The following is a 23,073-nucleotide window of genomic DNA, read 5'->3' as shown; positions in this document are numbered from 1 at the left end:
CTGTCGTCAGCCGAGGCTGTTGTACAGCTCACGTGCGAGGACGGCGGTCTCGCTCGGGGTCTTGCCGACCTTGACGCCGGCGGCCTCGAGGGCCTCCTTCTTCGCGGCGGCCGTGCCGGAGGAACCCGACACGATGGCGCCGGCGTGGCCCATGGTCTTGCCCTCGGGCGCGGTGAAGCCCGCGACGTAACCGACGACCGGCTTCGTCACGTTCTCCTTGATGTAGGCCGCGGCGCGCTCTTCGGCGTCGCCACCGATCTCGCCGATCATCACGATGACCTTGGTCTCGGGGTCCGCCTCGAACGCCTCGAGGGCGTCGATGTGCGTGGTGCCGATGATGGGGTCACCGCCGATGCCGACCGCGGTGGAGAAGCCGATGTCCCGCAGCTCGTACATCATCTGGTAGGTCAGCGTGCCGGACTTCGACACGAGGCCGATCTGGCCCGGGCCGGAGATGTCGGCCGGGATGATGCCGGCGTTCGACTTGCCCGGGCTGATCACGCCGGGGCAGTTCGGCCCGATGATCCGGGTCGTGCCGCCCTTCGCGACGGCGTGCGCCCAGAAGTAGGCCGAGTCGTGCACCGGGATGCCCTCGGTGATGACGACGGCCAGCGGGATCTCGGCGTCGATCGCCTCGATGACCGCGTCCTTCGCGAACTTCGGCGGCACGAAGATGACCGACACGTCGGCGCCGGTCTCCTTGATCGCCTCTTCGACGGTGCCGAAGACCTTGAGGTCCTTGCCCTCGATGGTGACGGTCTGGCCGGCCTTGCGGGCGTTGACGCCACCCACGATGTTCGTGCCGGACTTCAGCATCTTGGTCGCGTGCTTCATACCCTCGGAGCCGGTGAGCCCCTGCACGATGACCTTGCTGTTCTCGTTGATGAAGATCGACATCTCACGCACCTGCCGCGGCGAGCTCGGCAGCCTTGTCGGCCGCGTTGTCCATTGTGTCCACCACGGTGACGAGCGGGTGGTTCGCGTCCGCCAGGATCTGGCGACCCTCCACGACGTTGTTGCCGTCCAGGCGGACGACCAGCGGCTTGCTGGCCTCGTCGCCCAGGATCTTCAGGGCCTCGACGATGCCGTTCGCCACCGCGTCGCAGGCGGTGATGCCGCCGAAGACGTTGACGAAGACGCTCTTCACGTCGGTGTCGTTGAGGATGACGTCCAGCCCGGCCGCCATGACCTCGGCCGACGCGCCGCCGCCGATGTCGAGGAAGTTCGCCGGCTTCACGCCGCCGTGCTTCTCGCCCGCGTACGCCACCACGTCCAAAGTGGACATGACGAGGCCCGCGCCGTTGCCGATGATGCCGACCTGGCCGTCGAGCTTGACGTAGTTGAGGTTCTTGGCCTTGGCCTTCGCCTCGAGCGGGTTCTCGGCTTCCTTGTCCACCAGGGCTTCGTGGCCCGGCTGGCGGAAGTCCGCGTTCTCGTCGAGGGTGACCTTGCCGTCGAGGGCGATGATCTTGTCCTGCGGGTCGCGGACCAGCGGGTTGACCTCGACGAGGGTGGCGTCCTCGGAGACGAAGGTCTCCCAGAGCTTCACGACGACGTCGGCGGCCTCGTCGATGATGTCGGCCGGGAAGTTGCCGGCCTTCAGGATCTCGAGCGCCTTCGCCTTGTCGACACCGGCGATCGAGTCGACCGGGATCTTCGCGAGCGCTTCGGGGCGCTCGACGGCGAGCTGCTCGATCTCCATGCCGCCCTCGGAGGACGCCATCGCCAGGAACGTGCGGTTCGCGCGGTCCAGCAGGAAGGAGAAGTAGTACTCGGACGCGATGTCCGAAGCTTCCGCCACGAGCACGCGGCGCGTGATGTGGCCCTTGATGTCGAGGCCGAGGATGGCTTCCGCCTTCTCCTTCGCCTCGTCCGGCGTCTGGGCCAGCTTGACGCCGCCCGCCTTGCCACGGCCGCCGACCTTCACCTGCGCCTTGACGACGACCTGGTTACCGATCTGCTCCGCGGCGGTCTTGGCTTCTTCGGGGGTGCTTGCCACCGAGCCCGGCAGAACCGGTACTCCGTGGGCGGCGAAGAGATCCCTCGCCTGGTACTCGTAGAGGTCCACTACTCCAGTCTCCTGACGACACGCCACTGTGGTGGTCCGCGTTACCGGACCGCGCTGTCGGACCAGTCGAGGTTAGCGACCTGCGTGAACGGCGGGGACTCCGCACCTGGTGAAGTCGGTCACCGTGCGCGGTCAGACGGTGTTCCCGAGGTGTGAGACCGCCCACCGGGCAGCCATTCCACGGCTTCTTCGGGGGTCGTGAAGACGGCGAAGTCGCTCAGCGCGGCCTCGAGTTCCGCCGAGGGCGGGTCGCCGAGGACGCCCACCGCGTCCGGGTCCTCCTGCTCGGCGGTGCGCAGGATCTGCTCTTCGGTGGCCAGCGGTCCGGCGTGGACGACCTCGACGCCTTCGTCGCGCAGGAGGCGGCCCAGCGCGACGGCGGCCGGGTCGGGCCGGGCGAACTCGACGAGCAGCACCCGGCGGCGCTCACGCGCCACGGCGTCCGCCGGCGGCGGCCAGCCCGGCCGCGATCAGCAGCGCGACGGCGGCGGCGAGGGCGAGCCAGAACCCGGTCGCCGGGCTCGCGCCGCCGAGCGTCCCGCCGACGAGCGGCAGCTCCGCGGCGTGCAGGCCGGTGAGCACGGCGGCGCCGGCCAGCAGCGCCGCCGCGGGCTTCGGCCGGGACCGCAGCGCGAGCGCAGCGGCACCGACGACGGCCACGGCGGCGGTCAGCAGCCCCCACGACGGGGTGTCGAAATCCGACCACAGCCCGGGCGCGACGTAGCCGGGCACGGTGAAGACGGGCAGCCCGAAGCCGGCGACGGCCAGCACGGCCCCGGCGACGACGGGCGTGAGCACGTTCTTGTCCGCCTCGGCGGCGCTCCCGGCGTCCTCGCGTTCGACGACCCCGGTCCCGACGGCGGCGAGGGCGGTCAGCACGGCGAGCACGAGCGCGGCGAACGTCCAGGCGGCGCCGGCCCCGAGGTCGTAGCTGAAGGCGGGGGCGGCGGTGCCCCCGAAGCCGCCGAGGTTGCCGGCCTGGGTGGCGGTGAGCGCGGTGTTGAGGACGGCGGTGCCCGCGAGGACGATCCCGGCCCAGAGGAGTCCGAGCAGCGGCCGCGCGCCCGGCGCGGTTTTCGGGACGAGGACGCCGAGTGCGGTCACGGCCAGCACGACGGCCGCGACGAGCAGGAACCAGCGCGCCGGACTTTCGGCGGCGGCGCTGACCGGCGCGGTGGCCCCGGGGTTCAGCGCGGTGACGGCGACCTGCGGCGCGAAGCTGCCGATCAGCGCGGCGACCGCGGTGACGAGGCCGAGCAGCCCGGTGACGAGCCGCCACCAGAAGAGGCCGGGGATCTTCAGGTCGGCCTCGTCGTTCGCGGGCCGTTCGGTGAGCCGGGTGAAGGCGAGCGCGCCGATGACAGCCGTCGTTAGGAGGACGAGGACGGGCCCCCAGGTGACGCCGAGGTCGGCCCGCAGGAGCCCGGCGAGCACGGGCGGCACGGCGACGCCGAACGCACCGGCGGCCAGCCCGAGCAGCGCCCCGCGCGCGGTCCGTTCGGCGGGCGCGGCGAGCGCGAGCGCGGCGGCCAGCGGAAGCGCGGCGGCGAGCAGGAGGTAGCCGCCGAGGGCGGGCCAGGGTCCTTCGAAGGACGAGCGCGCGAGGAGGAAGCCGTTGGCGGCGGAGACGGGAGCGGTCAGCAACCCGACCGAAGCGGTGACGGCGAGCAGCGGCACGAGCAGCCGCCACCGCCGCCGTTCGGGCTCGTCGGCGGACCGGCTCGCCCGCCAGGCCGCGACGCCCGCGGCCACGGTGAGCAGGTGCCCGGCGACGAGCAGCCAGAACCCGGCACCGACGGCCGAGCCCCCGACGAACCGGTCGGCGAGGTAGAGCTCCGGCCGGACGGCGAGCGGCCCGTTGACGGCGAACTGGAGGTCGAGGACCAGCCGTCCGGGCGCGAGGGCGGCGAGGCCGAGGATCAGGCCCCCGGCCAGGGCGGGCCGTTTGCCGGCGGCCCAGATGGCGGCGGCGACGGGAGCCAGCGCGAGAACGGCGAGCCAGGGCCAGCTGGTGAACCCGGGAGCGGCGTCCGGTGAGACGTGCGCGACGGCACCGGCGGCGAGCGCGACGGCCCCGGCGGCGGCGAGCCCGAGGGCGAGGGTCTGGGGGCGGTCGTCTTCGACCCAGGTCTGCGGTGGGGTCCGCTCGCTGGTGGGACGGGCCGCGGGAGCCGGCGGGGTGGCCGGGGCGCCGGGGGTGCTCCGGCCTGGGGGTTCTGAGCGTGGGGGCATTGCTGGCGACGCTAGCAAGGTTGGGCGGAGCGGGAGGGACCAGCGGGCCACGAGTCGGCGAACGGGCCCGGGTGGAGTGACCGGGGGTGCGGTGGGGGCAGGCGGAGGAGGGGGTGGGAGGGGCGGGCACGGGAAACGGCGAACGGCGTGGGCGACCGGCGGGGGGCGGCGGGCCGGAGAGCGCGGGTAACCCGGGGGCGCCGGATCGGCGAAGCCGCAGGGCACGGGCGACCTGGGGCGGGCGGAGCCGGAGAGCGCGGGCGACCTGGGGCGGGGCCGGCGGAGCCGGAGAGCGGGCGCCGGATCGGCGAGGCCGAAGGGCGCGCATGACCGAGAGCGCCAGGCCAGCGAGGCCGGAGAGCGCGCATGACCGAGGACGCCAGGCCGGTGAAGCCAGAGGGCGCGGGCAACCCGGGAGCGCCGGATCAGCGAAGCCGCAGGGCACGGGCGACCTGGGGCGGGGGCCGGCGGAGCCGGAGAGCGCGGGCGCCGGATCGGCGAGGCCGAAGGGTGCGCATGACCGAGAGCGCCAGGCCGGCGAGGCCGAAGGGCGCGCATGACCGAGACCGCCAGGCCGGCGAGGCCGAAGAGCGCGCATCACCGAGACCGCCAGGCCAGCGAGGCCGAAGAGCGCGCATCACCGAGACCGCCAGGCCAGCGAGGCCGAAGAGCGCGCATCACCGAGACCGCCAGGCCAGCGAGCGCGGACCACCGAGGACGCCAGGCCAGCGAGGCCAGAGGGCGCGGACCGCAGAGGACGCCAGGTCGGCGAGGCCAGAGGGCGCGGACCGCCGAGGACGCCGGATCGGCAAGGCCGAAGGGCACGGGCGACCGAAAGCGCCGGACCGGCAAGGGCGAAAGAGCGAGGCGGGTGCGGGAAGCTCCAGGAGAGGCGGGGCACAGGGCCTGGCGAGGTCAGGCGAGAGGCACGGGGCCTGGCCGGCGAAGCCCGCAACGAGAGGGAAGGGCCAGCGGGCCACGAGTCGGCGAACGGGTCCGGGTGAAGTCACCGACGCTCGGCTTGAGTCGGGTTGTGCGCGGACCGGCGAGGTGAGGCGCGTACCGGACCGGTTCGGGCGCGAGTCGATGATCAGGCGAGGTGCACGAGAAGCCTTCGGCCCGCGAGAGCTGCATCGCGGATCTCGGGCGCACCGCGCGTGCCTCTGGTGTGCCGATCACGGGTGCGCAAGGGGACAAATCCGGCAGTCAACCGCGATCTTGCTCAATCAGTCGGCGAGCGGTTCTCCTGCGTCGACGAACGGTCGCATCCGGCCGCCGCTCAACTCGCCCGCAAGCAGGCCGGAAAGGCTTCTCGACCGACCCGATGGAGTCGAAGATGTTTAAACATCCCCTGGCAAACCCTTATTCCGACCCTCAGGGGCGTCCCCGGACCTTGGTTGCCTTAAACCGCCCGCAAGAGCTGTAAGACAAGTCACAACCAATGCAGTAAACCCCCTCTAACTTTGGGTAATTGTCACAGGTGAGCGTCGCCCGGCTGCCACCCGATCGGCCGCCGGACGGGGCAGATCTTGCCGATAGCGGTGCCCCTTCGTTACTGTCCCGGGGTCCCCATTACAGTCAGGTCACGAAGTAGGACACCGAGCAAACCACCCCCGAGGTTGGCTCACCGGGTTCCCCCGCCCGCAGTCCTCGACCCGGCTCCCCGACGATGGAAGGCCCTGTCTTGGCTTCACACCGCTCCCCCGGCGGCCAAGCTCCTTCCCCGGCACTGAAGGACGCACTGGAAGGTGCGGTCGTTCGTGTCCGGGGTGCGCACCGCATCGCCCCGCCCTCCTCGGCCCTTCGCGGCCGTGTCGTGGTCGCCGCTGTTGCTGCCGGAGCGTTCGCTGCCGCAGCGGCAGGGCAGACCCTCAAGACCGTCACCGACTCCGACGCGGCCGTGACGCCGCTGGCCAACAGCCAGGACGCCAGCGCTTCGCTCACCGCGGGAGGTGCGGGCACCGGGGGCGCCCCGGAACTCCTGCCGACCGGCCACGCCGTCGACGCTTCCGCCGAGGCCGCCAAGATCGCGGACTCCGCCTCCATCACGCAGGCCCGTGAGCAGCGCGAAGCCGACGCCGCCCGCAAGGCCGCCGAAGAAGCCGCTCGCCCCAAGACCTGCCTGCCCGCGCACGGCACCTTCACCTCGGGCTTCGGTGCCCGGTGGGGCACGAGCCACCTCGGCATCGACATCGCCAACGCCATCGGCACCCCGATCTACGCCGCCTCCGACGGCACCGTGATCGAGGCCGGCCCGGCCAGCGGCTTCGGCCTCTGGGTCCGCGTCCAGCTCGACGACGGCACGATCCAGGTCTACGGCCACATGAACAGCTTCTCCGTCAAGGAGGGGCAGAAGGTCAAGTGCGGCCAGCAGATCGCCGAGATCGGCAACCGCGGTCAGAGCACCGGCCCGCACCTGCACTTCGAGGTGTGGCAGAACGGCACCAAGAAGATCGACCCCCGGCCGTGGCTGGCCGCGCGCGGCATCGTTCTCTGATCCGTTCCCACCCCGGCCACCCTTCGAGGCGGCCGCACCCCGGCCGTCCCTCAGGAAAGCCGTACGCGCAGTGGTCCGGACCTCATCGGACGCGGAACCGGCCTCAGCACCGCCGGAACCCACCGGAACGTCCGGAACCACAGCGGGGCCCCGAAAAGCCCGCCACCGGCTTCTCAGCGCCCGCAACGCATTAGCGGTACCCGCCCGGCAACCGGCGGAGGAAATACGCCACCGCGACCTGCCACACCGAGCACAGCTCGGCCGGCCGTCGCACGGGCAGCCAGCCCCAGGGCACGACGCCCCGTGCGCCCCCCGCGGAGCGGACACGCGCGGCACTCCGGGCCCTGGTCGTCCAGCGGCGTCCCCGGCCGCAGGTGACGCAGTGCCCGTCCGCGCCGAGCTCGTGCTGCCTGAGCAGCGCTCGCCAGGCGGCGGCCAGCCGGCACGCCTCCGCTCCCGCACGCGAGGCGCTTCCTGAGACCCCCGAAGGCTTCGGACCCCGATCCGAAACCGTCGTCCGCAGGACTCCTCGCAGGTATTTTTGTACCCCTTCGGCCAACAGGTGAAACAGCACCGCGTCCACACCACACTACCCCCTCCATCGAACCTTTGTTCGATTACGGGGTCAGTTGTACCGGGTGGGTACGACGAATCCGGCGGCGATCGCGGGGATCGCCGCCGGATTCACTCGTCCGGGTTGCGCTAGAGCTTCACCATCGGGACGCTGCCGATCAGCATCAGGCGGACCTTGCCCGCCGCGCCGAAGTCGATCGTCGCCGTCGCGCGGGGGCCGACACCGTCGCAGGAGATGACCGTGCCCAGGCCGTACTTGTCGTGGCTGACCCGGTCGCCGACGTCCAGCTTCAGCGCCACCGTGTCCTTCCAGCCCTTGCCGAACGACGGCGTGCCCGACGAAGCCGATGGGGACGAAGTCCGCCTGCCGCCCCACGTCGTCGCCGCGCGCGGGGTGCCGCGCGAGCCGCCGCCGAAGCCGAAACCGGGGCTGGACGGTTCCAGGCGCCGCCAGTCCACGAGGTCCGCCGGCAGCTCGTCGAGGAACCGCGAAGCCGGGTTCATCGACGGCTGGCCCCACGCCGAGCGCGTGATCGCGCGCGAGACGTACAGCCGCTTCCTCGCCCGCGTGATCGCGACGTACGCGAGCCGCCGTTCTTCGGCCAGCTCCGTCGGGTCGCCCAGCGCCCGCATGTGCGGGAAAACGCCGTCCTCCCAACCGGTGCAGAACACGACCGGGTACTCCAGGCCCTTCGCGGTGTGCACGGTCATCAGCGTGACCACGCCCGCGCCGCCGTCGCCTTCCTCGCCGCCGTCCGGCGAAGGCACCGAATCGGCGTCCGCCACCAGGGAAACGCGCTCCAGGAACGCGGGCAGCGAACCCGGCGCCGGCACCCCGGGCTCGACGACGAGCTCGGCGTTCTCGTCCGCGACGACCTCGGCGGTGATCTCGGTGAACTCGCGCGCGACCGTGACGAGCTCGTCGAGGTTCTCCACGCGCGTGTGGTCCTGCGGGTCTTCCGATTCCTCGAGTTCGATGCGGTAGCCGGTCTTCTCCAGCACGGCTTCGAGGACGTCGTGCACCTCGGCGCCCTGCTCGACCAGCAGCCCCAGTTCGTCGAGCAGCCCGACGAACCCGGTGATCGCCTTGACCGAGCGCGGGTTCAGCAGCGGCACCTTGCCTTCGACGGCGTCGCGCAACGCGGCCGCGAACGAGATCCGCTCGCGCTCGGCGTGCGTCGCCACGACGGCTTCGGCGCGGTCGCCGATGCCGCGCTTGGGCACGTTCAGCACGCGCCGCAGGCTGACCGTGTCCTCCGGGTTCGCCAGCACGCGCAGGTACGCGATCATGTCGCGGACTTCGCGCCGCTCGTAGAACCGCACGCCGCCGACGACCTTGTACGGCAGGCCGAGCCGGATGAAGATCTCTTCGAAGACGCGGGACTGGTTGTTGGTGCGGTAGAAGACGGCGACGTCGGAGTAGTCGGCCTCGCCCCGTTCCGCCAGCGCGTCGATTTCGCCCGCCACGAACGCGGCTTCGTCGTGGTCGTTGTCCGAGACGTAGCCGACGATCTTCTCGCCGTCGCCCGAATCCGTCCACAGCCGCTTCGCCCGGCGGTTCGGGTTGCGCTCGATGACGGCGTTGGCCGCGGACAGGATCGTCTGCGTGGAGCGGTAGTTCTGCTCCAGCAGGATGGTGTGCGCGTTCGGGAAGTCCCGCTCGAACTCTTCGATGTTGCGGATCGTCGCGCCGCGGAAGGCGTAGATCGACTGGTCCGCGTCACCGACCACGACCAGCTCGGCCGGCTCGACGCCCGCGTCGTTCGGCACGGTCCCGGCCAGCTCGCGGACCAGCGTGTACTGCGCGTGGTTCGTGTCCTGGTACTCGTCGACCAGCACGTGGCGGAACCGGCGCCGGTAGTACTCGGCGACGGCCGGGAACGCCTGCAGCAGCGAAACCGTGCGCATGATGAGGTCGTCGAAGTCGAAGGCGTTGGCCTGGTTGAGCCGCCGCTGGTACTCGGCGTAGACCTCGGCGACGCGGCGCTCGAGGTCGTTGCCCGCGTTCGCCGCCGCCGTCTCCGGGTCGGTGAGCTCGTTCTTCAGGTTCGAGATGTGGATGGCGAGCGTGCGCGCGGCGTACCGCTTCGGGTCGATGTCGAGGTCCCGCGCCACCAAGGTGATCAGCCGCTTGGTGTCGTCGGAGTCGTAGATCGAGAAGCTCGACGACATGTCGAGCGTTTTGGCTTCACGGCGCAGGATCCGCACGCACATCGAGTGGAACGTCGACACCCACATGGCGTTCGCGCGGCGCCCGACGAGCGCGGCGACGCGCTCGCGCATTTCGGCGGCGGCCTTGTTGGTGAACGTGATCGCCATGATTTCGCCCGGGTGCACGCGGCGTTGCCCGAGCAGGTAGGCGATCCGGCGGGTCAGCACCCTGGTCTTGCCCGATCCCGCGCCCGCCACCACCAGCAGCGGGCCACCGGCGTGGGTGACGGCTTCGCGCTGGGCGGGGTTGAGGTCGTCGAGCAGCTCGGCCTGCCCGCCGGCGGCGGGCTTGCGCGCAGGGGTCGCGGCGGGGAGATCGAAGAGGGTGTCCATCGTCCGTCCACGCTACCCCGGGCGGGCAGGAGGACGGCAGAGCGTGCCCGGCGCGGGCCGCGGTGTCGGGGTTCGCGCGGGGGCGCGTGTGCGGGCGGACGCGTGTCCGCGCGCGAAGCGGCGTGCGCCGCTCGGTTGCGGGCGCGGGGCGAAAGGTGGCCGGGGTTGGAGTACCGAGGCGGTCGGGACGCGGGCTGGCGGCGGCCCGGCGAGGCGGGCGCCACGGGGTGCCCGTCCGGTGGCGTGGTCCGGATGTCATGAACGAGTCGTTCACCTCGCCGGATGTCATGAACGACTCGTTCATGACATCCGGCGCCGGAAACCCGGGTACCGCGCCGGGCGTAGCGGGGAATGTCGCCTGCTGCCCGACGCGCCGACGCCGCGCCGCGCGGAGCATCGGTGGGCATGAACGCACCGAACCCCGCCCGCATCCGGGCCGCCGACGCCGATCGCGAGCGCGTCGCCAAGACCGTCCAGTCCGCCGGTTCCGAAGGCCGGCTCACCCTCGAAGAGGTCGAAGAGCGCCTCTCCGGCGTCTACGCCGCGCGGTTCACCGACGAACTGACCGCGCTCACCACCGACCTGCCGCGGCCCGCGCCGCCGCGGCCGGGGTTCCCGCTCACCCGGGACGCGTTGCGGCGGCACCCGGCGCTGCGCTTCCACCTCGCCGTCGTGGTCGCGCTTTCGGTGGTGGCGATCGTCCGGTGGGCGGTGCTCGGCGCCGGCTTCTTCTGGCCGGCCTTCCCGATGTTCTGGCTCACCGTCAGCCTCGTGGTGCACGCGGGCGCGCGGTCGTTCCGGGAGCGCGCCGGTGCCCCTGTGCCATACTGAGCGCATGCGGCACCACGCTGAGCGATTTTTTTACGGGACCCGGACTCCGGCTCCCGTGATCGCGTAGTGCCACTACCGCCATCACCGCCAGCCCCGGAGTCCACGGACCCGGGGCTGTCGCCGTCCCTGGGGCCGGGTCCGGGATTCGAGGAAGAGGTCCCGATGAACGCACAAGCGACGAACGCCGACGGCCAGCCCGCCGAGCACACCCCCGCGGGCGACGACATCTCGGCGCTGCGCGAGGAGATCGACTGGCTGGACAAGGAGATCCTGCGGCTGGTGAAACGCCGGGTCGAGGTGTCCAAGACGATCGGGGCCGCGCGGATGGCCGCCGGCGGCACGCGCATCGTCTACAACCGCGAGATGGACGTGCTCGCGCGCTACCGCGAACTCGGGCCGGACGGCCGCCAGCTCGCCATGGCGCTGCTGAACCTGGGCCGGGGCAGGCTCGGCCGGTAACGGTTGGCCGAATTCGGGGACTTCCCGGAGGCACCGGTGGCCCGGGCACAGGCAGACTGGGCACATGGACTCGCTCGTGAACCTCATCGCCGTCATCGTCGCGCTCGCCGGCGTGCTGGCCGCACTGGGCCATGTGGGTTATCTGGCGCTGCTGAACAGCGCGGCGGGCAAGCGCGGTGCCAGCGGGGCCCCGGTCGGGCAGTACGTCCGCAGCCGGTGGGCCGTCGCCGGCGGCACCACCGCGGCTTCGCTCTTCGCCTGGTTGCTCACGGCCGGGGGAACGACGCTCGACATCGTGGCGATCCTCATCGCCGCGGGTAGCGGTGCGGTGGCCACGAAGGCCCTGCAATCCACCCGGAACCGTTACCGCACCGGCGGCTGAATCCCCTGAACCGGCCTGATGGCGCAGCGTGAAACTCCATAGCGTCACCTTCGCCCGATCGGTCGCGCCCGACCGAGTGAAACCTCTGCAACTTGCAGGTTTGGGGGCGACTTTCGCCGCCGGATGCTTTTAGGGTTGGCGTCGTGAGGACCCTTGCGTCTGGGTCGGGCGATGCCCGGAAGACGCGCGGGGGCACCGGCCCCGCGCGTCCGCTGTCGCATGCGCGTGCATCTGCGCAGGATTCCGAACGCGATTCCGCTCGTGAGGGTGCTCCGTTCGGGTCGTCCCGCCGCCGGATGGCGTCAGGACTCGTCGGCCGGGTGGTCGAGCCCACATGAGCAACGGCACGGAGTTCCACGGACGCGGCGCCGCTCCCGCGCACCCCGGACGGCACCGGCCCGGCGGCGCGGAAGACTGGACGCCGCCGCTGCCGCCGCACCGCCCGGTGCGCCACCGCGCGACCCCGGTCGACCCGCCGGTGTCCGGCTCACTCCCCCTGTACCGCGCGGCGGCGCCGGACCCCGGCTCACGTCCCTTTCGGCGGCAAGGCGGACCGGGCACCCTGTCCGCCACGCAGCCGTCCGGCCCGCTCCCGCTGCTCCCGCAGCCGGGGGGCGGTTCGCTCTCGGGCTCGCTCCCGCTGCCCCAGCCGCGGGACGGCGGGCCGCTGTTCCCCGCCGCGCACGGCAGTCTCCCGGTGGACACCGTCGCCGACGACCACGACGACTTCGAGCCCCCACCGGCCGAGTCCCGCGCCGACCAGGCCGCGCGCCGCACCCGCGTCTCGCTGGCCGCGCCGCCGCCGCGCGGCGTCGACCTGGACGAAGACGACGTCCGCATCTACAGCGCGCCCCCGATCGACGGGCTCGGCGGCTTCACCATCGGCTCGGTGCCCGCGTCCGTGACGCCGCCGAAGACGTGGCGCAAGGCCGCCTGGTTCGCCACCGGCGCGTCCGGCGCCGTCGTCGTCGGGCTGCTGTGCGCCGGGTCCTTCCTCGTCGGGAAACCCCCGGTGGACCAGGCCGTCCAAGGGTCGTGGCCCGGTTACCAGGGCGTGCCGACGGTCGTCGACCCGACGGGCGGGGACCAGCCGCCTTCCGAGGGCGGTTCCGCGCCCGGGCCGGAGAGCTCGCCCCGGCCGGACAACGACAACGCCGGCGAGAAGAAGACCAGTGGCGGCAGCGGCCCGGGGCCGGTCGACGACTCGGCCTCCGCGCCGGGCAGCACCACCTCCGCCGGCCCCTCGGGGACGACGGCCGGCACGACCAAGCCGACCAGCGCGCCGCAGAAGCCGCCGGTCACGCCCGCCCAGCGCGAGAACCCGGTCAAGCCGCCGTGGTGGTACTCCTTCCCGCCGGACGCCCAGACGATGGGCGACAACTCGGAGAAGTTCTTCAACACGGTCACCACCGACCCCGCATCGGCGTCGTCGGTGACCACCGGCGACCTGCACGACCAGGGGCCGCACGCGCTCGCGGAGCGGTACGCCGGCATCGCCTACTTCGAGGTCAAGAAGGTCAGCATCGACCAGCAACGCGGCGTCACCGTCAACACCGTCGAGGTCACCCACACAGACGGGACCAAGACGATCGAGGAGCGCACCTTGACGTTCGGCGACGGCGACAAGATCGCGGCTGACGGCCAGTAACCGTACGTGCACGTGCGGTTCGCCCGTTCTGATGCACGTGCGGATCGCCGAACGGTTATGCCTGGTCCGGGTGGGTGACATAAGCTGCCGCTCGTCGTATCGCGACGGCATTCCGGCGACAGAGCCTGGTGGTCGCCGTCCGCACAGGGTTACCTGACGACAGCGGATCCGGAACCGGCCACGAGTCGGCCGACCGGACCAACGGACGCTCAGCTGAACGGCCGAGCGACCGTCCCCGGAACCCAGAGCGAGGACTTTCGTGCTTGATCGGCAGCGCACACGGCGGGAAACACCCCACGCCGTCCGCGTCGAGGACGTCATCCCGGCCGAGATTCTCGACGGCGTCGGCGACGCCGACCGCGACTATCTCGAGCAGGTCTTCCGCGACCCGCAGAAGTTCCTGCCGCCGCGGCCCGAGCCGGTGCGCGAACCGGAGCAGGCCGTGGACGACGGTGAGCCCGAAAGCCGGTTCGCCCGCCGCGCCAAGCTGACCGGCCTCGTCGCCGCGGGCGCGCTCGTCGCCGGCGCGGTGATCGCCGCGCCGATGCTGACCGGTTCGCACCGCGCGGTGTCCGCCGGCGGCCAGTCCACCCCCGCCGGCTTCAGCGGCGCCGCGGAGCTCGGCGGTCTCGCCGTGCCGCAGCACCAGGCCGGTGGCGGCACCCCGGCGCGGCCCGGGCAGTCGACGGAGGGTTCGCCCGCCGACGGCGGCACGACGGCCACCAAGACGACCGAGGACGCGCGGCAGGAAACGACGCCGAGCACCGCCGAGCCGGTTCCGGACAAGGCGGCCGACGCGCGCAGCGCGAGCCGGAAGATCCAGGCGGTCAAGGACTTCTACGCCGCCATCGCGCGGGACTCGAGGGGCGCGCTCGCCCTGCTGAGCCCGGACCTGGCGGGCGGCGCGGCGGGCGAGCTCGTCCGCACCTGGAGCTCGATGGACGCCATCGACGTGCAGGAAGCCGACACGCAGATCAAGCCGGACGGCTCGATCCTCGCGGTCGCCACGCTGCACCGGCCGGACGGCGCGCTGGTGCGCGTCACCCAGCTGTTCCGGGTCGCCGACACCGGCGGGCTGATCACCGAGGCCGAGCTCGTTTCGGCCCAGTACATGTAGCCCTCGGCGATCATCCCTTCACCCCTGGTTCAAGTGCCCGTGCCGGATTCGTGTGCGCAGAGTGAGCGCCTAGCCTTGTCACGGGCCGGTCTCGGAAAAGCCGGCACAGAGCCCACGACATGTGCATACGCTCCAGCGACGCGGCGTGTTCGCGGCCGTGTCACCAGGCACCTATCCTCACGCCCTGGTGAAGTCGGAGCCCAAAGGGAGGTCGCGTGAGCGACGAGGGTCGTCTGGTCGCCGATCGATACCGCATCGTCGGCCGGATCGGCACGGGCGCGATGGGGGCCGTCTGGCAGGCGCACGACGAGGTCCTGGGCCGCACCGTGGCGATCAAGCAGCTCCTGCTCCAGCCGCACCTGGACGAGCACGACAAGGAAGACGCCCGGCAGCGCACCATGCGCGAGGGCCGGATCGCGGCGCGGCTGCACCACCCGAACGCCATCTCCGTCTTCGACGTCGTCACCGACGACAACGGCCAGCCCTGCCTGATCATGGAGTACCTCAACTCCACCAGCCTGGCCGCCGTGCTGCAGGAACGCCGCACGCTGCCGCCGACCGAGGTGGCGCGCATCGGCGCCCAGGTCGCCGCGGCGTTGCGCGAGGCGCACGCGGTCGGCATCGTCCACCGCGACATCAAGCCGGGCAACATCCTGCTCGCCGGCAACGGCACGGTGAAGATCACCGACTTCGGCATCTCCCGCGCCAAGGACGACGTCACGGTCACCAAGACCGGGATGATCGCCGGCACGCCCGCCTACCTGGCCCCCGAGGTCGCCATCGGCGGCGACCCCGGCCCGGAGTCCGACGTCTTCTCGCTCGGCTCCACGCTGTACGCCGCGTGCGAGGGCCAGCCGCCGTTCGGGCTGTCCGAGAACACGCTGAGCCTGCTGCACGCGGTCGCGGCCGGGCAGATCAACCCGCCGCGCCAGTCCGGGCCGCTGGCCAGCGTGCTGGCCGTGCTGCTGCACCCGGACGTCGAGCACCGGCCGACCGCCGAGGAGTGCGAGGAGCTGCTCGCGGCCGTCGCGCGCGGTGAGACGCCGCTCGGCGGCCCGGCGGAGGAGACCATGCTGGCGCCGGCCGCCGGCGTCCTCGGCGGCGCCGCGCTCGCCGACCCGAACGCGACCCAGATGTTCGACGAGATCCCCGCCGGGCACTCGGGCAGCCTGCTCGACGGGCAGGCGCCGACGCAGGCCGTCCCGTACTACGACGAGGACGACTACCCGGAGGGCACCGGCTACCCGGAAGACGACTACGACGGGTACGACCCCTACCCCGAGGACAACCGCCACGGTGGCGTGCCGCCCGGGCTGGCCGCGACCCGCGCGGTCCCGGTACCGCCGCACGGCCAGGACGCGTACGCGGACGACTACGACGATTACGACGACGAGCCGGCCCCGCCGCCCCCGCCGCGGCCCCGCCCGCAGCAGCGGCCCGAAGACGACGACGAGAAGCCCGGCGCGTGGAAGCGCCCGGCGATCATCGGCGGCGTCGTGGTCGTGGGCCTGGTCGCCCTCGTCGTCTGGCTGCTGAGCCCGAACAACCCGGAGGCCCCGGCCGCGCCGGTGTCGAGCAGCAAGCCGAAGCCCGCCGCGACGTCGGAGTCGCTGCCGACGACGACGGACCTGCCGACCAGCACGGTCGACCTGCCGTCGAGCACGGAGGAAGCGACGTCGTCGTCGAAGAAGACGACGTCGCGGGCCACCGAGACGGAGAGGCCGACGACGCCGAAGTCGACGACGCCGAAGCCCACGACTTCGGAGCAACCGACGACCAGCGAAGTCCCGACGACCACGCCGGTTACAACCACACCTCCAGCCGGCGGATGACCGAGGATCCGAGTTGAGTTCTGAAGGCACCATCGTCGGCGGCCGGTTCCGGCTGGACCAGCCGATCGGCCGCGGCCGCGCGGGCATCGTGTGGCTGGCGTTCGACACACGGCTGTTCCGCACCGTCGCGATGAAGCGGATGTACCTGCCCGTCGGCGGCGGTGACCGCGCCGAGCAGGCGCGCGCGGCCGCCATGCAGGAGGGCAAGGACGCGGCCCGGATCGAGCACCCGAGCGCGATCAAGGTGTTCGACGTGCTGCCGGAGGGCCAGGACGTCTGGCTCGTGATGGAGTACATCCCCTCGCGCAGCATGGCGACGTTCCTCGCCGAGCACGGCAGGCTCACCTCGGACCAGGCGGCGGCGCTGGGCATCCAGCTCGGGAACGCGCTGGCCGCGATCCACACCGCCGGGTTCGTGCACCGCACGCTCGAGCCGGGCACGGTCCTGCTGGCCGACGACGGCGGCGTGAAGCTCACCGACATCGGCATCAGCGGCGGCGGGCCCCACGCGGCGTACGTGGCGCCGGAGGTAGTGCGCGGGCTGCCGCCGACGCCGGCCGCGGACGTCTTCTCGCTCGGCGCGACGCTCTACACCGCGGTGGAGGGCGTGCCGCCGTTCGGCGACGACGGCCAGTCGTCCGAGCGCCCGCCGCAGAACGCGGGCGTGCTCACCGAGGCGCTGCGCAAGATGCTGCGCCCGGACCCGAAGACGCGCCCGACGATGGCGGACACCGTCCGCTCGCTGAAGGCGATCACCGAAGGCCGCGAGACGGCGTTCATCCCGCCGACCGCGCCCGGGATGCCGCCGCCCCCACCCCCGCCGGCCCCGCCGTTCAACCCGGGGCTGGTGCCCGCGGCGCCGCCGATGCCGCCGTCGGGCCCGCAGTTCCAGCAGCAGATGCCGGTCTCCCCGCCGCCCCCCGGCTTCTCCGCGGCGGAGGAAACCCAGCGGATGCAGCCGGTTCCGCCGCCGACGGCGCAGTACGCGCCGGCACCGGCCGCGCCGGCCCGGCCCGCCGAGGCGTGGAACCTGCCGGTGTCGAAGAAGACGCTGGTCACCGTGGCCGCGATCCTCGCGGCCGTGCTGGTCGGCATCCTCGTTTCGGAGCTGTTCTTCGTCTAGGCCACCTTGGCGGTCGCCGCGCGCATGGCGTCGAGCAGCGTGCGGACGGCCGGGTGGCCCGCCGCGCGCGACGCGACGGCGGCGTGGATCGCGCGGACCGGCTCCGGGTTGCGGATCCGGCGGACGACGACGCCGGGGTGCTGCGCGCCGAGACCGAGCTCCGGGATCAGGCCGACGCCGATGCCGGCGGCGACGAACCCCTGCGCCGTCTGGTAGTCCTCGGACTCGACGACGACGTTCGGCGCGAACCCGGCGGACGCGCAGGCGCTGTCCAGGATGTCGCGGCAGATGCCGGGCAGGCCGTCGACGCCGACCCACGGCTCTTCGGCGAACTCCGTCAGGTCCAGCACGCGCTTGCGGGCCAGCGGGTGCGCCTTCGGCAGCACGGCGCGGTACGGGTCGTCGAGCAGGTGCATCAGCTCGACCCCCTTGCCCGGCGGGGTCTTGCGCGGGAAGACGGTGATCGCGACGTCGGCCTTGCCCGCCTCGACGTCCGTCATCGGGTCGTCGGGTTCGACGAGCTTGAGGTCGAGGTGCACGCCGGGGTGTTCGCGGCGGACCGCGGCGATCGCGGGCGGCACCAGGGACGCGCCCGCCGTGGCGAAGTAGCGGATCGAGACGCGGCCGGTGCGGCCCTCCTTGAGCTCGGCCAGCGCCGCCTCGGCCCGGGCGAGCTCGGTGCTCAGCGTCTCGGCGTGCTCGGACAGCAGCGCGCCCGCCGGCGTCGGCCGGACACCGCGGCCGACGCGTTCGAGGAGTTCGGTGCCGGCTTCGCGTTCCAGCGCGGACAGCTGCTGGCTGATCGCGGACGGCGTGTAGCCCAGGTTGCGGGCCGCGGCGGTGATCGACCCGCTGGTGATCACGGCGCGGAGGACCTGCATGCGGCGGACGTCGAGCATGGCCCGATCGTACAGCTGAGCTTAAGTGTTCCTGCAGTTAATTTCGCTTGTCCTTACGTCTGGTTGGCGTGAAGCTGACGTCGGATCATGAAGGAGGACACGGGTGGGCGAGACGAAGACCCTGCTGCGGATCGGCGCGCTGGCGTTGATGTGGGGCTCGAGCTTCTTCTGGATCAAGCTGGGGCTGGGGATGTTCTCGCCGGTCCAGCTGGTGCTGGCGCGGCTCGTGCTGGGTGCGGCGATGCTGCTGGTGCTGTGCCGGCTGCAGCGGGCGAAGCTGCCGCGCGACCGCCGGATGTGGGGGCACCTGGCCGTCGCGGCCTTTTTCCACAACGCGCTGCCGTTCCTGCTGTTCGCCATCGGCGAGACGACGGTCGATTCGGGGATCACCGGCGTGCTGAACTCGACGACGCCGCTGTGGGTGCTGCTGGCGGCACCGCTGATGGGGACGTCGTCGCGGATGAGCGGCGCGCGGCTGGCGGGGCTGCTGATCGGGCTGGGCGGGATCCTGCTGATCTTCGCGCCGTGGCAGGCGTCGGGCCTGCTGAGCTGGGGCGCGCTGGCGTGCCTCGCGGCAGCGGCCAGCTACGGCTTCGCGTTCGTCTACGAGGGCAAGTACCTGTCGGACTCGTCGCTGTCGCCGTACGCGACTTCGGCGGGCCAGATGCTGCTGGCCAGCGGGATGCTGGTGCTCGCGCTGCCGGCGGGCGGGTTCACGCCGGTGCACGTGTCGACCGGGCCGCTGCTCGCGATCCTGGTGCTGGGGATCGGGTCGACGGGCTTCGCGTTCGCGCTCAACTACCAGCTGCTGGCGAGCGAGGGCGCGGTCGCGGCTTCGGTGGTGGGTTACCTGCTGCCGATCGTTTCGGTGCTGCTCGGCGCGCTGTTCCTGGGCGAGCAGCTGCACCTGCGGGTGATCGCGGGCATGGTGGTCGTGCTCGGCGGCGTCGCGTTGACGCGGCTCCCGAAGCGGGCGCCGGTGGAGCCGGTGCTGGAACGGGTCTAGACGAGGCGGCGGTCGGAGGCCCAGCGGGAGAGCTCGTAGCGGTTCGAAAGCTGGGTCTTCCGCAGCACGCTCGACACGTGCGTCTCGACCGTCTTCACCGAGATGAACAGCTCCGACGCGATTTCCTTGTACGCGTAGCCGCGGGCCAGCAGGCGCAGGACGTCGCGCTCGCGGGGGGTCAGCAGGTCGAGCTCGGGGTCGTTGATCGGGGCCGAACCCGGGCGGTCGGCGAACGCGTCCAGGACGAAGCCGGCCAGGCGCGGGGAGAACACCGCGTCGCCGTCGGAGACGCGGACCACCGCGCGGACCAGTTCCTTCGACGAGATCGTCTTCGTCACGTAGCCGCGGGCGCCGGCGCGGATGACCGCGATGACGTCCTCGGCGGCGTCCGAGACCGAAAGCGCCAGGAAGACGACGTCCGGCAGCTCCGGGCGGACGCGGCGCAGCACTTCGGCGCCGCCGCCGTCGGGCATGTGGACGTCGAGCAGCACGACCTGCGGCTTCGTCCGCGCGATGCCGGCGACCGCTTCCGCGACCGACCCGGCCTCACCGACGACGCGGACCTCGTCGGTGATCGAGTCGAGCTCGGTGCGCACCCCCGCGCGGAACAGGGCGTGGTCGTCGACGAGGAACACCTTGACCGGTTCACGCTGGCTGTCCGTCACGTCGTCGAGCATAGCCGCCTCACGCCGCTCCCTTGCCCGCTTTCACCGGCATGGCGAGCTGCACCTCGGTGCCCTCGCCCGGCGCGGTCCGGACCTTGCAGGTGCCGCCGTGCCGCGTCATCCGGCCGCGGATGGAGTCGGCGAGGCCGTGGCGGTCGTCCGGGACGAGGTCGGGGTCGAAGCCCTTGCCGCGGTCGCGGACGAACACCGTGACCGCGGTCGGCTCGACCTCGGCGTAGACGCTGACCTCGTCGACCCCGGCGTGCTTGGCGGCGTTGACGATGGCCTCGCGGGCGGCCTGGACGAGCGCGACCAGCGCGTCGTCGAGTTCGGCGTCGCCGACGACGACCTGGCCGACGGAGATGGCGAAGGTGTCCTCGACCTCGCCGCACGCCGTGGCGAGCGCTTCGGACAGCTGGCCGGTCGCTTCCTCCGCGTTCTCGACCGGCTTGCCGTAGCCGTTGGGGCCGTAGAGCCAGCCGCGCAGCTCGCGTTCCTGGCTGCGGGCCAGCCGGGCGACCTCGCGGGGCTGCTCGCTCTGCTTCTGGATGAGGGCGAGGGTCTGCAGCACGGAGTCGTGCAGGTGGGCGGCGATCTCGGCGCGCTCGTCGGTGCGGATGCGGGCCTTGCGCTCGTCGGAGAGGTCGCGGACCAGCCGCAGCCAGAACGGCACGGTCAGCACGGCGACGCCGATCAACGTCGCGAGGACGGCGATCAGCGCGAACTGGACCTGGTCGAGCGTTCCGCTGCGCAGCACCACGACGGTGATGCCGGTGATCACGAGCGCGACCCCGGCGACGATCCGGATGGCGGCCGACCAGCCGCCCCCGCCGAGGAAAGCGCCCGCGAAGCCGTCCTTCGCCCCGACCCGCCAGCGGCGGCGCTGCGACTCGTCGGCCTCCCGCCAGACGACCGCGAGACCGATCATGGCGACGGCGAGCGGCACGGCGACCCAGCCGCTGATGAACCCGGTGAGCGTCCCGCTGGCGACGGCGAGGCCGACCCCCAGCGCGATCAGGCCGAACGCCTGCTGCCGTTCCTTGGGCGCCGGTGCTTCCGCGGCTTCCTGGGCCTGCTGCTGCACGAACACCCAGAGCAGCCCGTAGGCGAGCAACCCGGCCCCGTTGAGCGCGGCGAGCAGCGCGAACGCCGTCCGCACCCAGAGCACCGGCACCCCGAGGTGATCGGCGAGCCCACCGGCGACCCCGGCGATCGCCCGCCCGGACCGCCGCCGGAACATCTTGGGCTTGTCCGAGACGACGACCGCCTGGTCGGTGGTCACGAGGTCGAGGGAGTCCTGCACGTGCTCCATGGTCACACGCAGGGGCTTGGGGTTCCATCGGGGAAACCCCTGATCCATTGCGTGGCCCTTCGTGAACGTCGAAGTCGTGACTACAGCGGCGACGCGGGCGCCGTGCACGGAGTAGCAGGTACCGCCGAAGCGTCCGTCGGGTGCGCAGGCACGCCTGCCGCGCTTCACGGGCCTGTTTTCGCCGCCACAGCACGATCCCCCGGATCGTCGCGCCGGGGAGCCGGCCGTTGCGCGACCCTCTCCGGGAAACCTCAGGGACCATCCCGGATGTCCCGCCGCGGCCCGTGCCGCATGCTCTTCGGTATGAGTGGTGCGAGTGAAAGCCGGTCGTCGAAGCCGGGGGTGTTGAACGGCTTCGAGGAGACCGTCAAGGACTTCTGGGTCAGCCGGCCGCGGCGGCCGCAGGCGGGGCGGAAGGTCGCCGGGGTGGCGGCCGGAATCGGGTACCGGTACGGGGTGGATCCCGTCGTCGTGCGGATCGCGCTGGTGGTCGCGACGGTCTTCGGGGGCTTCGGGCTGACCTTCTACCTGCTGGCGTGGCTGTTCCTGCCCGGCGAAAACGACGAGGTGTCCGGCTTCGAAGGCCTCATCGGTCGGGGCCGGTCGTCGGTGTCGCCCGCCTTCGCCGTCGTGCTGGCCGTGCTCACGGTCGTCAGTGCCGGCGGGATGTTCAGCTCCACCTGGTTCGACGGGGGCGGCCTGATCGGCTTCGCGCTCATCTCCACCGCTCTCTACCTGCTGCACCGCAGCCGCGGGCACCTGAACCGGCCGGCGCCGGTCGTGGCCAGGGCGCGGACCGAGGCCTTCACCGGGAACGGAGCCTTCACCATGACCGACACCGCCGAGGCGCCGTCGCCGTCGCGGGGGTTCGACCCCCTCGCCGCCGACCCGGCCGGCTGGGACCTGCCCGACGCGGCGCCCGAGCCGCCGCGGCCGACGCCGCCGCCGTCCTACCGGGCCCCTGAGCGGCGGCCGCACTCCAAGGTGGGTTCGGTGACCTTCGCGGTCGCCGTGCTGACCGCCGGCGCCGGCGTGCTGCTGAACCTCAACGGCGCGGACTGGTTTTCCGCGCAGCACATCATCGGGCTCGTGCTCGGCGTGGTCGGCATCGGCCTGGTCGCCGGTGCCTTCGCCCGCGGCGGGGGCGGCCTGATCGGGCTCGCGGTGCCGCTGGCGATCGTCGGGATGGTCCTGACGACGGCGCCGTTCGAAAACCTCGACTTCCGCGGCGGCGTCGGCGACATCACCGAGACCCCGCGCACGGTGGCCGACGTCCGGCCGCTCTACCAGCACGCGGCCGGCGACATCGACATCGACCTGACCCAGCTGCCCCTCGGCGACCCGTACTCGACGACGATCACCAACGGCGCCGGCGACACCAAGGTCATCGTGCCGAAGGACGCCGACGTCACCTACGAGTGCCACACCGGCGCCGGCTCGGCGGACTGCTTCGACCACTCGACCGACGGCATCAGCCAGGGCGCGCTCAAGGGCACGGACAACGGCTCCGACGGCGTCGGCGGCCAGAAGATCACCCTGAAGGTGGACAACAGCGTGGGCAGCGTGGAGGTGCGACGTGGCTGAGCAGAACCCCTACGTCTACGACGAACCGGCGGACACCCAGCCCGCCAAGCGCGGCGGCGTGAACGTCTTCACCCTGATCGTCGGCATCGCGACGCTGCTGGTCTCGGCCTACGTCCTCTCGGACGGCGCGAGCTGGCTGCCCTCGTTCGACTTCCGCTGGGTGATCGCCGGCGGCGCGGTGTTCGTGGGGCTGCTGCTCCTCGGCGCTTCCTTCGGCGGCAAACGCCGACGCTGATTTCAGGAACACCACTCACTCTCGAGGCCCCGGATCCCACGCCGGGGCCTCGAGTCCTGTCTACAG

19 protein-coding genes are annotated in these 23,073 nt (G+C 72.2%); 11 read left to right on the top strand and 8 right to left on the bottom strand.

What is annotated here, in order from left to right:
- Nucleotides 1-6 precede the first annotated feature (6 nt).
- The 4 genes from sucD to ACLJQM_RS03085 form a co-directional block, all read right to left on the bottom strand.
- Nucleotides 7-897 (bottom strand): succinate--CoA ligase subunit alpha, encoded by an 891-nt coding sequence (gene sucD, locus ACLJQM_RS03100; protein WP_360768390.1) that lies wholly within the window; start codon nt 895-897, stop codon nt 7-9.
- Between the two features lies 1 nt (nt 898).
- Nucleotides 899-2,068, bottom strand: coding sequence for an ADP-forming succinate--CoA ligase subunit beta (sucC, locus tag ACLJQM_RS03095; protein WP_247014922.1), 1,170 nt, complete (start codon nt 2,066-2,068; stop codon nt 899-901).
- A gap of 119 nt (nt 2,069-2,187) precedes the next feature.
- A complete protein-coding gene (locus tag ACLJQM_RS03090; RefSeq protein ID WP_360768387.1) occupies nt 2,188-2,505 on the bottom strand; it encodes a hypothetical protein in 318 nt (105 codons plus the stop codon).
- Complete coding sequence (locus ACLJQM_RS03085) at nt 2,495-4,300, bottom strand: hypothetical protein (RefSeq protein ID WP_410630089.1); 1,806 nt, start codon at nt 4,298-4,300, stop codon at nt 2,495-2,497. Before ACLJQM_RS03085 ends, ACLJQM_RS03090 begins: the two co-directional genes overlap by 11 nt.
- Nucleotides 4,301-6,116: 1,816 nt before the next feature.
- On the opposite strand from ACLJQM_RS03085, the gene ACLJQM_RS03080 reads away from it, so the two are divergent.
- Nucleotides 6,117-6,797, top strand: a complete 681-nt coding sequence (locus ACLJQM_RS03080) for a M23 family metallopeptidase (protein ID WP_247014930.1) — start codon at nt 6,117-6,119, stop codon at nt 6,795-6,797.
- Between the two features lie 702 nt (nt 6,798-7,499).
- Here ACLJQM_RS03080 and pcrA read toward each other — a convergent pair.
- Complete coding sequence (gene pcrA / locus ACLJQM_RS03075; RefSeq protein ID WP_247014932.1) at nt 7,500-9,914, bottom strand: DNA helicase PcrA; 2,415 nt, start codon at nt 9,912-9,914, stop codon at nt 7,500-7,502.
- 405 nt (nt 9,915-10,319) lie between these two features.
- On the opposite strand from pcrA, the gene ACLJQM_RS03070 reads away from it, so the two are divergent.
- The 7 genes from ACLJQM_RS03070 (at nt 10,320) to ACLJQM_RS03040 (ending at nt 17,306) form a co-directional block, all read left to right on the top strand.
- Nucleotides 10,320-10,745 (top strand): DUF1707 domain-containing protein, encoded by a 426-nt coding sequence (locus tag ACLJQM_RS03070; protein WP_247014934.1) that lies wholly within the window; start codon nt 10,320-10,322, stop codon nt 10,743-10,745.
- Between the two features lie 162 nt (nt 10,746-10,907).
- The gene (locus ACLJQM_RS03065) at nt 10,908-11,204 is read left to right on the top strand and encodes a chorismate mutase (protein ID WP_247014936.1); all 297 of its coding nucleotides are present in this window, start codon (nt 10,908-10,910) and stop codon (nt 11,202-11,204) included.
- Between the two features lie 64 nt (nt 11,205-11,268).
- Complete coding sequence (locus ACLJQM_RS03060; protein WP_360768379.1) at nt 11,269-11,586, top strand: hypothetical protein; 318 nt, start codon at nt 11,269-11,271, stop codon at nt 11,584-11,586.
- A gap of 334 nt (nt 11,587-11,920) precedes the next feature.
- Nucleotides 11,921-13,234: a hypothetical protein gene (locus ACLJQM_RS03055; RefSeq protein WP_410630088.1), complete on the top strand. Its 1,314-nt coding sequence runs from the start codon at nt 11,921-11,923 to the stop codon at nt 13,232-13,234.
- A gap of 259 nt (nt 13,235-13,493) precedes the next feature.
- Entirely contained in the window at nt 13,494-14,351 is an 858-nt protein-coding gene (locus tag ACLJQM_RS03050; RefSeq protein WP_360768374.1) for a hypothetical protein, read from the top strand.
- A 215-nt stretch (nt 14,352-14,566) separates the two neighbouring features.
- Nucleotides 14,567-16,183, top strand: a complete 1,617-nt coding sequence (locus ACLJQM_RS03045) for a protein kinase domain-containing protein (protein WP_410630087.1) — start codon at nt 14,567-14,569, stop codon at nt 16,181-16,183.
- Between the two features lie 13 nt (nt 16,184-16,196).
- Nucleotides 16,197-17,306 carry a serine/threonine-protein kinase gene (locus ACLJQM_RS03040; RefSeq protein ID WP_410630086.1) on the top strand — a complete coding sequence of 370 codons (1,110 nt, stop codon included), beginning with the start codon at nt 16,197-16,199 and terminating at the stop codon, nt 17,304-17,306.
- On the opposite strand, the gene ACLJQM_RS03035 is transcribed toward ACLJQM_RS03040, so the two are convergent.
- Complete coding sequence (locus tag ACLJQM_RS03035) at nt 17,303-18,205, bottom strand: LysR family transcriptional regulator (protein WP_410630085.1); 903 nt, start codon at nt 18,203-18,205, stop codon at nt 17,303-17,305. The two genes, ACLJQM_RS03040 and ACLJQM_RS03035, sit on opposite strands and share 4 nt — an antisense overlap.
- Nucleotides 18,206-18,308: 103 nt before the next feature.
- On the opposite strand from ACLJQM_RS03035, the gene ACLJQM_RS03030 reads away from it, so the two are divergent.
- Nucleotides 18,309-19,211, top strand: coding sequence for a DMT family transporter (locus ACLJQM_RS03030; RefSeq protein ID WP_247014950.1), 903 nt, complete (start codon nt 18,309-18,311; stop codon nt 19,209-19,211).
- On the opposite strand, the gene ACLJQM_RS03025 is transcribed toward ACLJQM_RS03030, so the two are convergent.
- Both ACLJQM_RS03025 and ACLJQM_RS03020 read right to left on the bottom strand, forming a co-directional pair.
- Nucleotides 19,208-19,888, bottom strand: coding sequence for a response regulator (locus tag ACLJQM_RS03025; protein ID WP_103353375.1), 681 nt, complete (start codon nt 19,886-19,888; stop codon nt 19,208-19,210). The two genes, ACLJQM_RS03030 and ACLJQM_RS03025, sit on opposite strands and share 4 nt — an antisense overlap.
- Nucleotides 19,889-19,895: 7 nt before the next feature.
- Nucleotides 19,896-21,188, bottom strand: a complete 1,293-nt coding sequence (locus tag ACLJQM_RS03020) for a PspC domain-containing protein (RefSeq protein ID WP_410630084.1) — start codon at nt 21,186-21,188, stop codon at nt 19,896-19,898.
- A 303-nt stretch (nt 21,189-21,491) separates the two neighbouring features.
- Between ACLJQM_RS03020 and ACLJQM_RS03015 the strand changes: the two genes are divergently transcribed.
- Both ACLJQM_RS03015 and ACLJQM_RS03010 read left to right on the top strand, forming a co-directional pair.
- Entirely contained in the window at nt 21,492-22,772 is a 1,281-nt protein-coding gene (locus ACLJQM_RS03015) for a PspC domain-containing protein (protein WP_360768358.1), read from the top strand.
- A complete protein-coding gene (locus ACLJQM_RS03010) occupies nt 22,765-23,007 on the top strand; it encodes a hypothetical protein (RefSeq protein WP_086856211.1) in 243 nt (80 codons plus the stop codon). The genes ACLJQM_RS03015 and ACLJQM_RS03010 overlap by 8 nt, the downstream gene beginning before the upstream one ends.
- The last annotated feature ends 66 nt before the right edge of the window (nt 23,008-23,073 follow it).

The sequence above is a fragment of the Amycolatopsis sp. cmx-4-83 genome, from assembly GCF_046548815.1.
Taxonomy (GTDB): Bacteria; Actinomycetota; Actinomycetes; order Mycobacteriales; family Pseudonocardiaceae; genus Amycolatopsis; species Amycolatopsis pretoriensis_A.
This window is presented reverse-complemented; position numbering and strand designations above follow the sequence as displayed.

Excerpts from the sequence above, each read along its gene's own strand:
- sucD (WP_360768390.1), bottom strand. The coding sequence starts at position 897 with ATGTCGATCTTCATCAACGAGAACAGCAAGGTCATCGTGCAGGGGCTC.
- ACLJQM_RS03085 (WP_410630089.1), bottom strand. The coding sequence starts at position 4,300 with ATGCCCCCACGCTCAGAACCCCCAGGCCGGAGCACCCCCGGCGCCCCG.
- pcrA (WP_247014932.1), bottom strand. The coding sequence starts at position 9,914 with ATGGACACCCTCTTCGATCTCCCCGCCGCGACCCCTGCGCGCAAGCCC.
- ACLJQM_RS03070 (WP_247014934.1), top strand. The coding sequence starts at position 10,320 with ATGAACGCACCGAACCCCGCCCGCATCCGGGCCGCCGACGCCGATCGC.
- ACLJQM_RS03065 (WP_247014936.1), top strand. The coding sequence starts at position 10,908 with ATGAACGCACAAGCGACGAACGCCGACGGCCAGCCCGCCGAGCACACC.
- ACLJQM_RS03060 (WP_360768379.1), top strand. The coding sequence starts at position 11,269 with ATGGACTCGCTCGTGAACCTCATCGCCGTCATCGTCGCGCTCGCCGGC.
- ACLJQM_RS03055 (WP_410630088.1), top strand. The coding sequence starts at position 11,921 with ATGAGCAACGGCACGGAGTTCCACGGACGCGGCGCCGCTCCCGCGCAC.
- ACLJQM_RS03035 (WP_410630085.1), bottom strand. The coding sequence starts at position 18,205 with ATGCTCGACGTCCGCCGCATGCAGGTCCTCCGCGCCGTGATCACCAGC.
- ACLJQM_RS03025 (WP_103353375.1), bottom strand. The coding sequence starts at position 19,888 with ATGCTCGACGACGTGACGGACAGCCAGCGTGAACCGGTCAAGGTGTTC.
- ACLJQM_RS03020 (WP_410630084.1), bottom strand. The coding sequence starts at position 21,188 with ATGGAGCACGTGCAGGACTCCCTCGACCTCGTGACCACCGACCAGGCG.
- ACLJQM_RS03015 (WP_360768358.1), top strand. The coding sequence starts at position 21,492 with ATGAGTGGTGCGAGTGAAAGCCGGTCGTCGAAGCCGGGGGTGTTGAAC.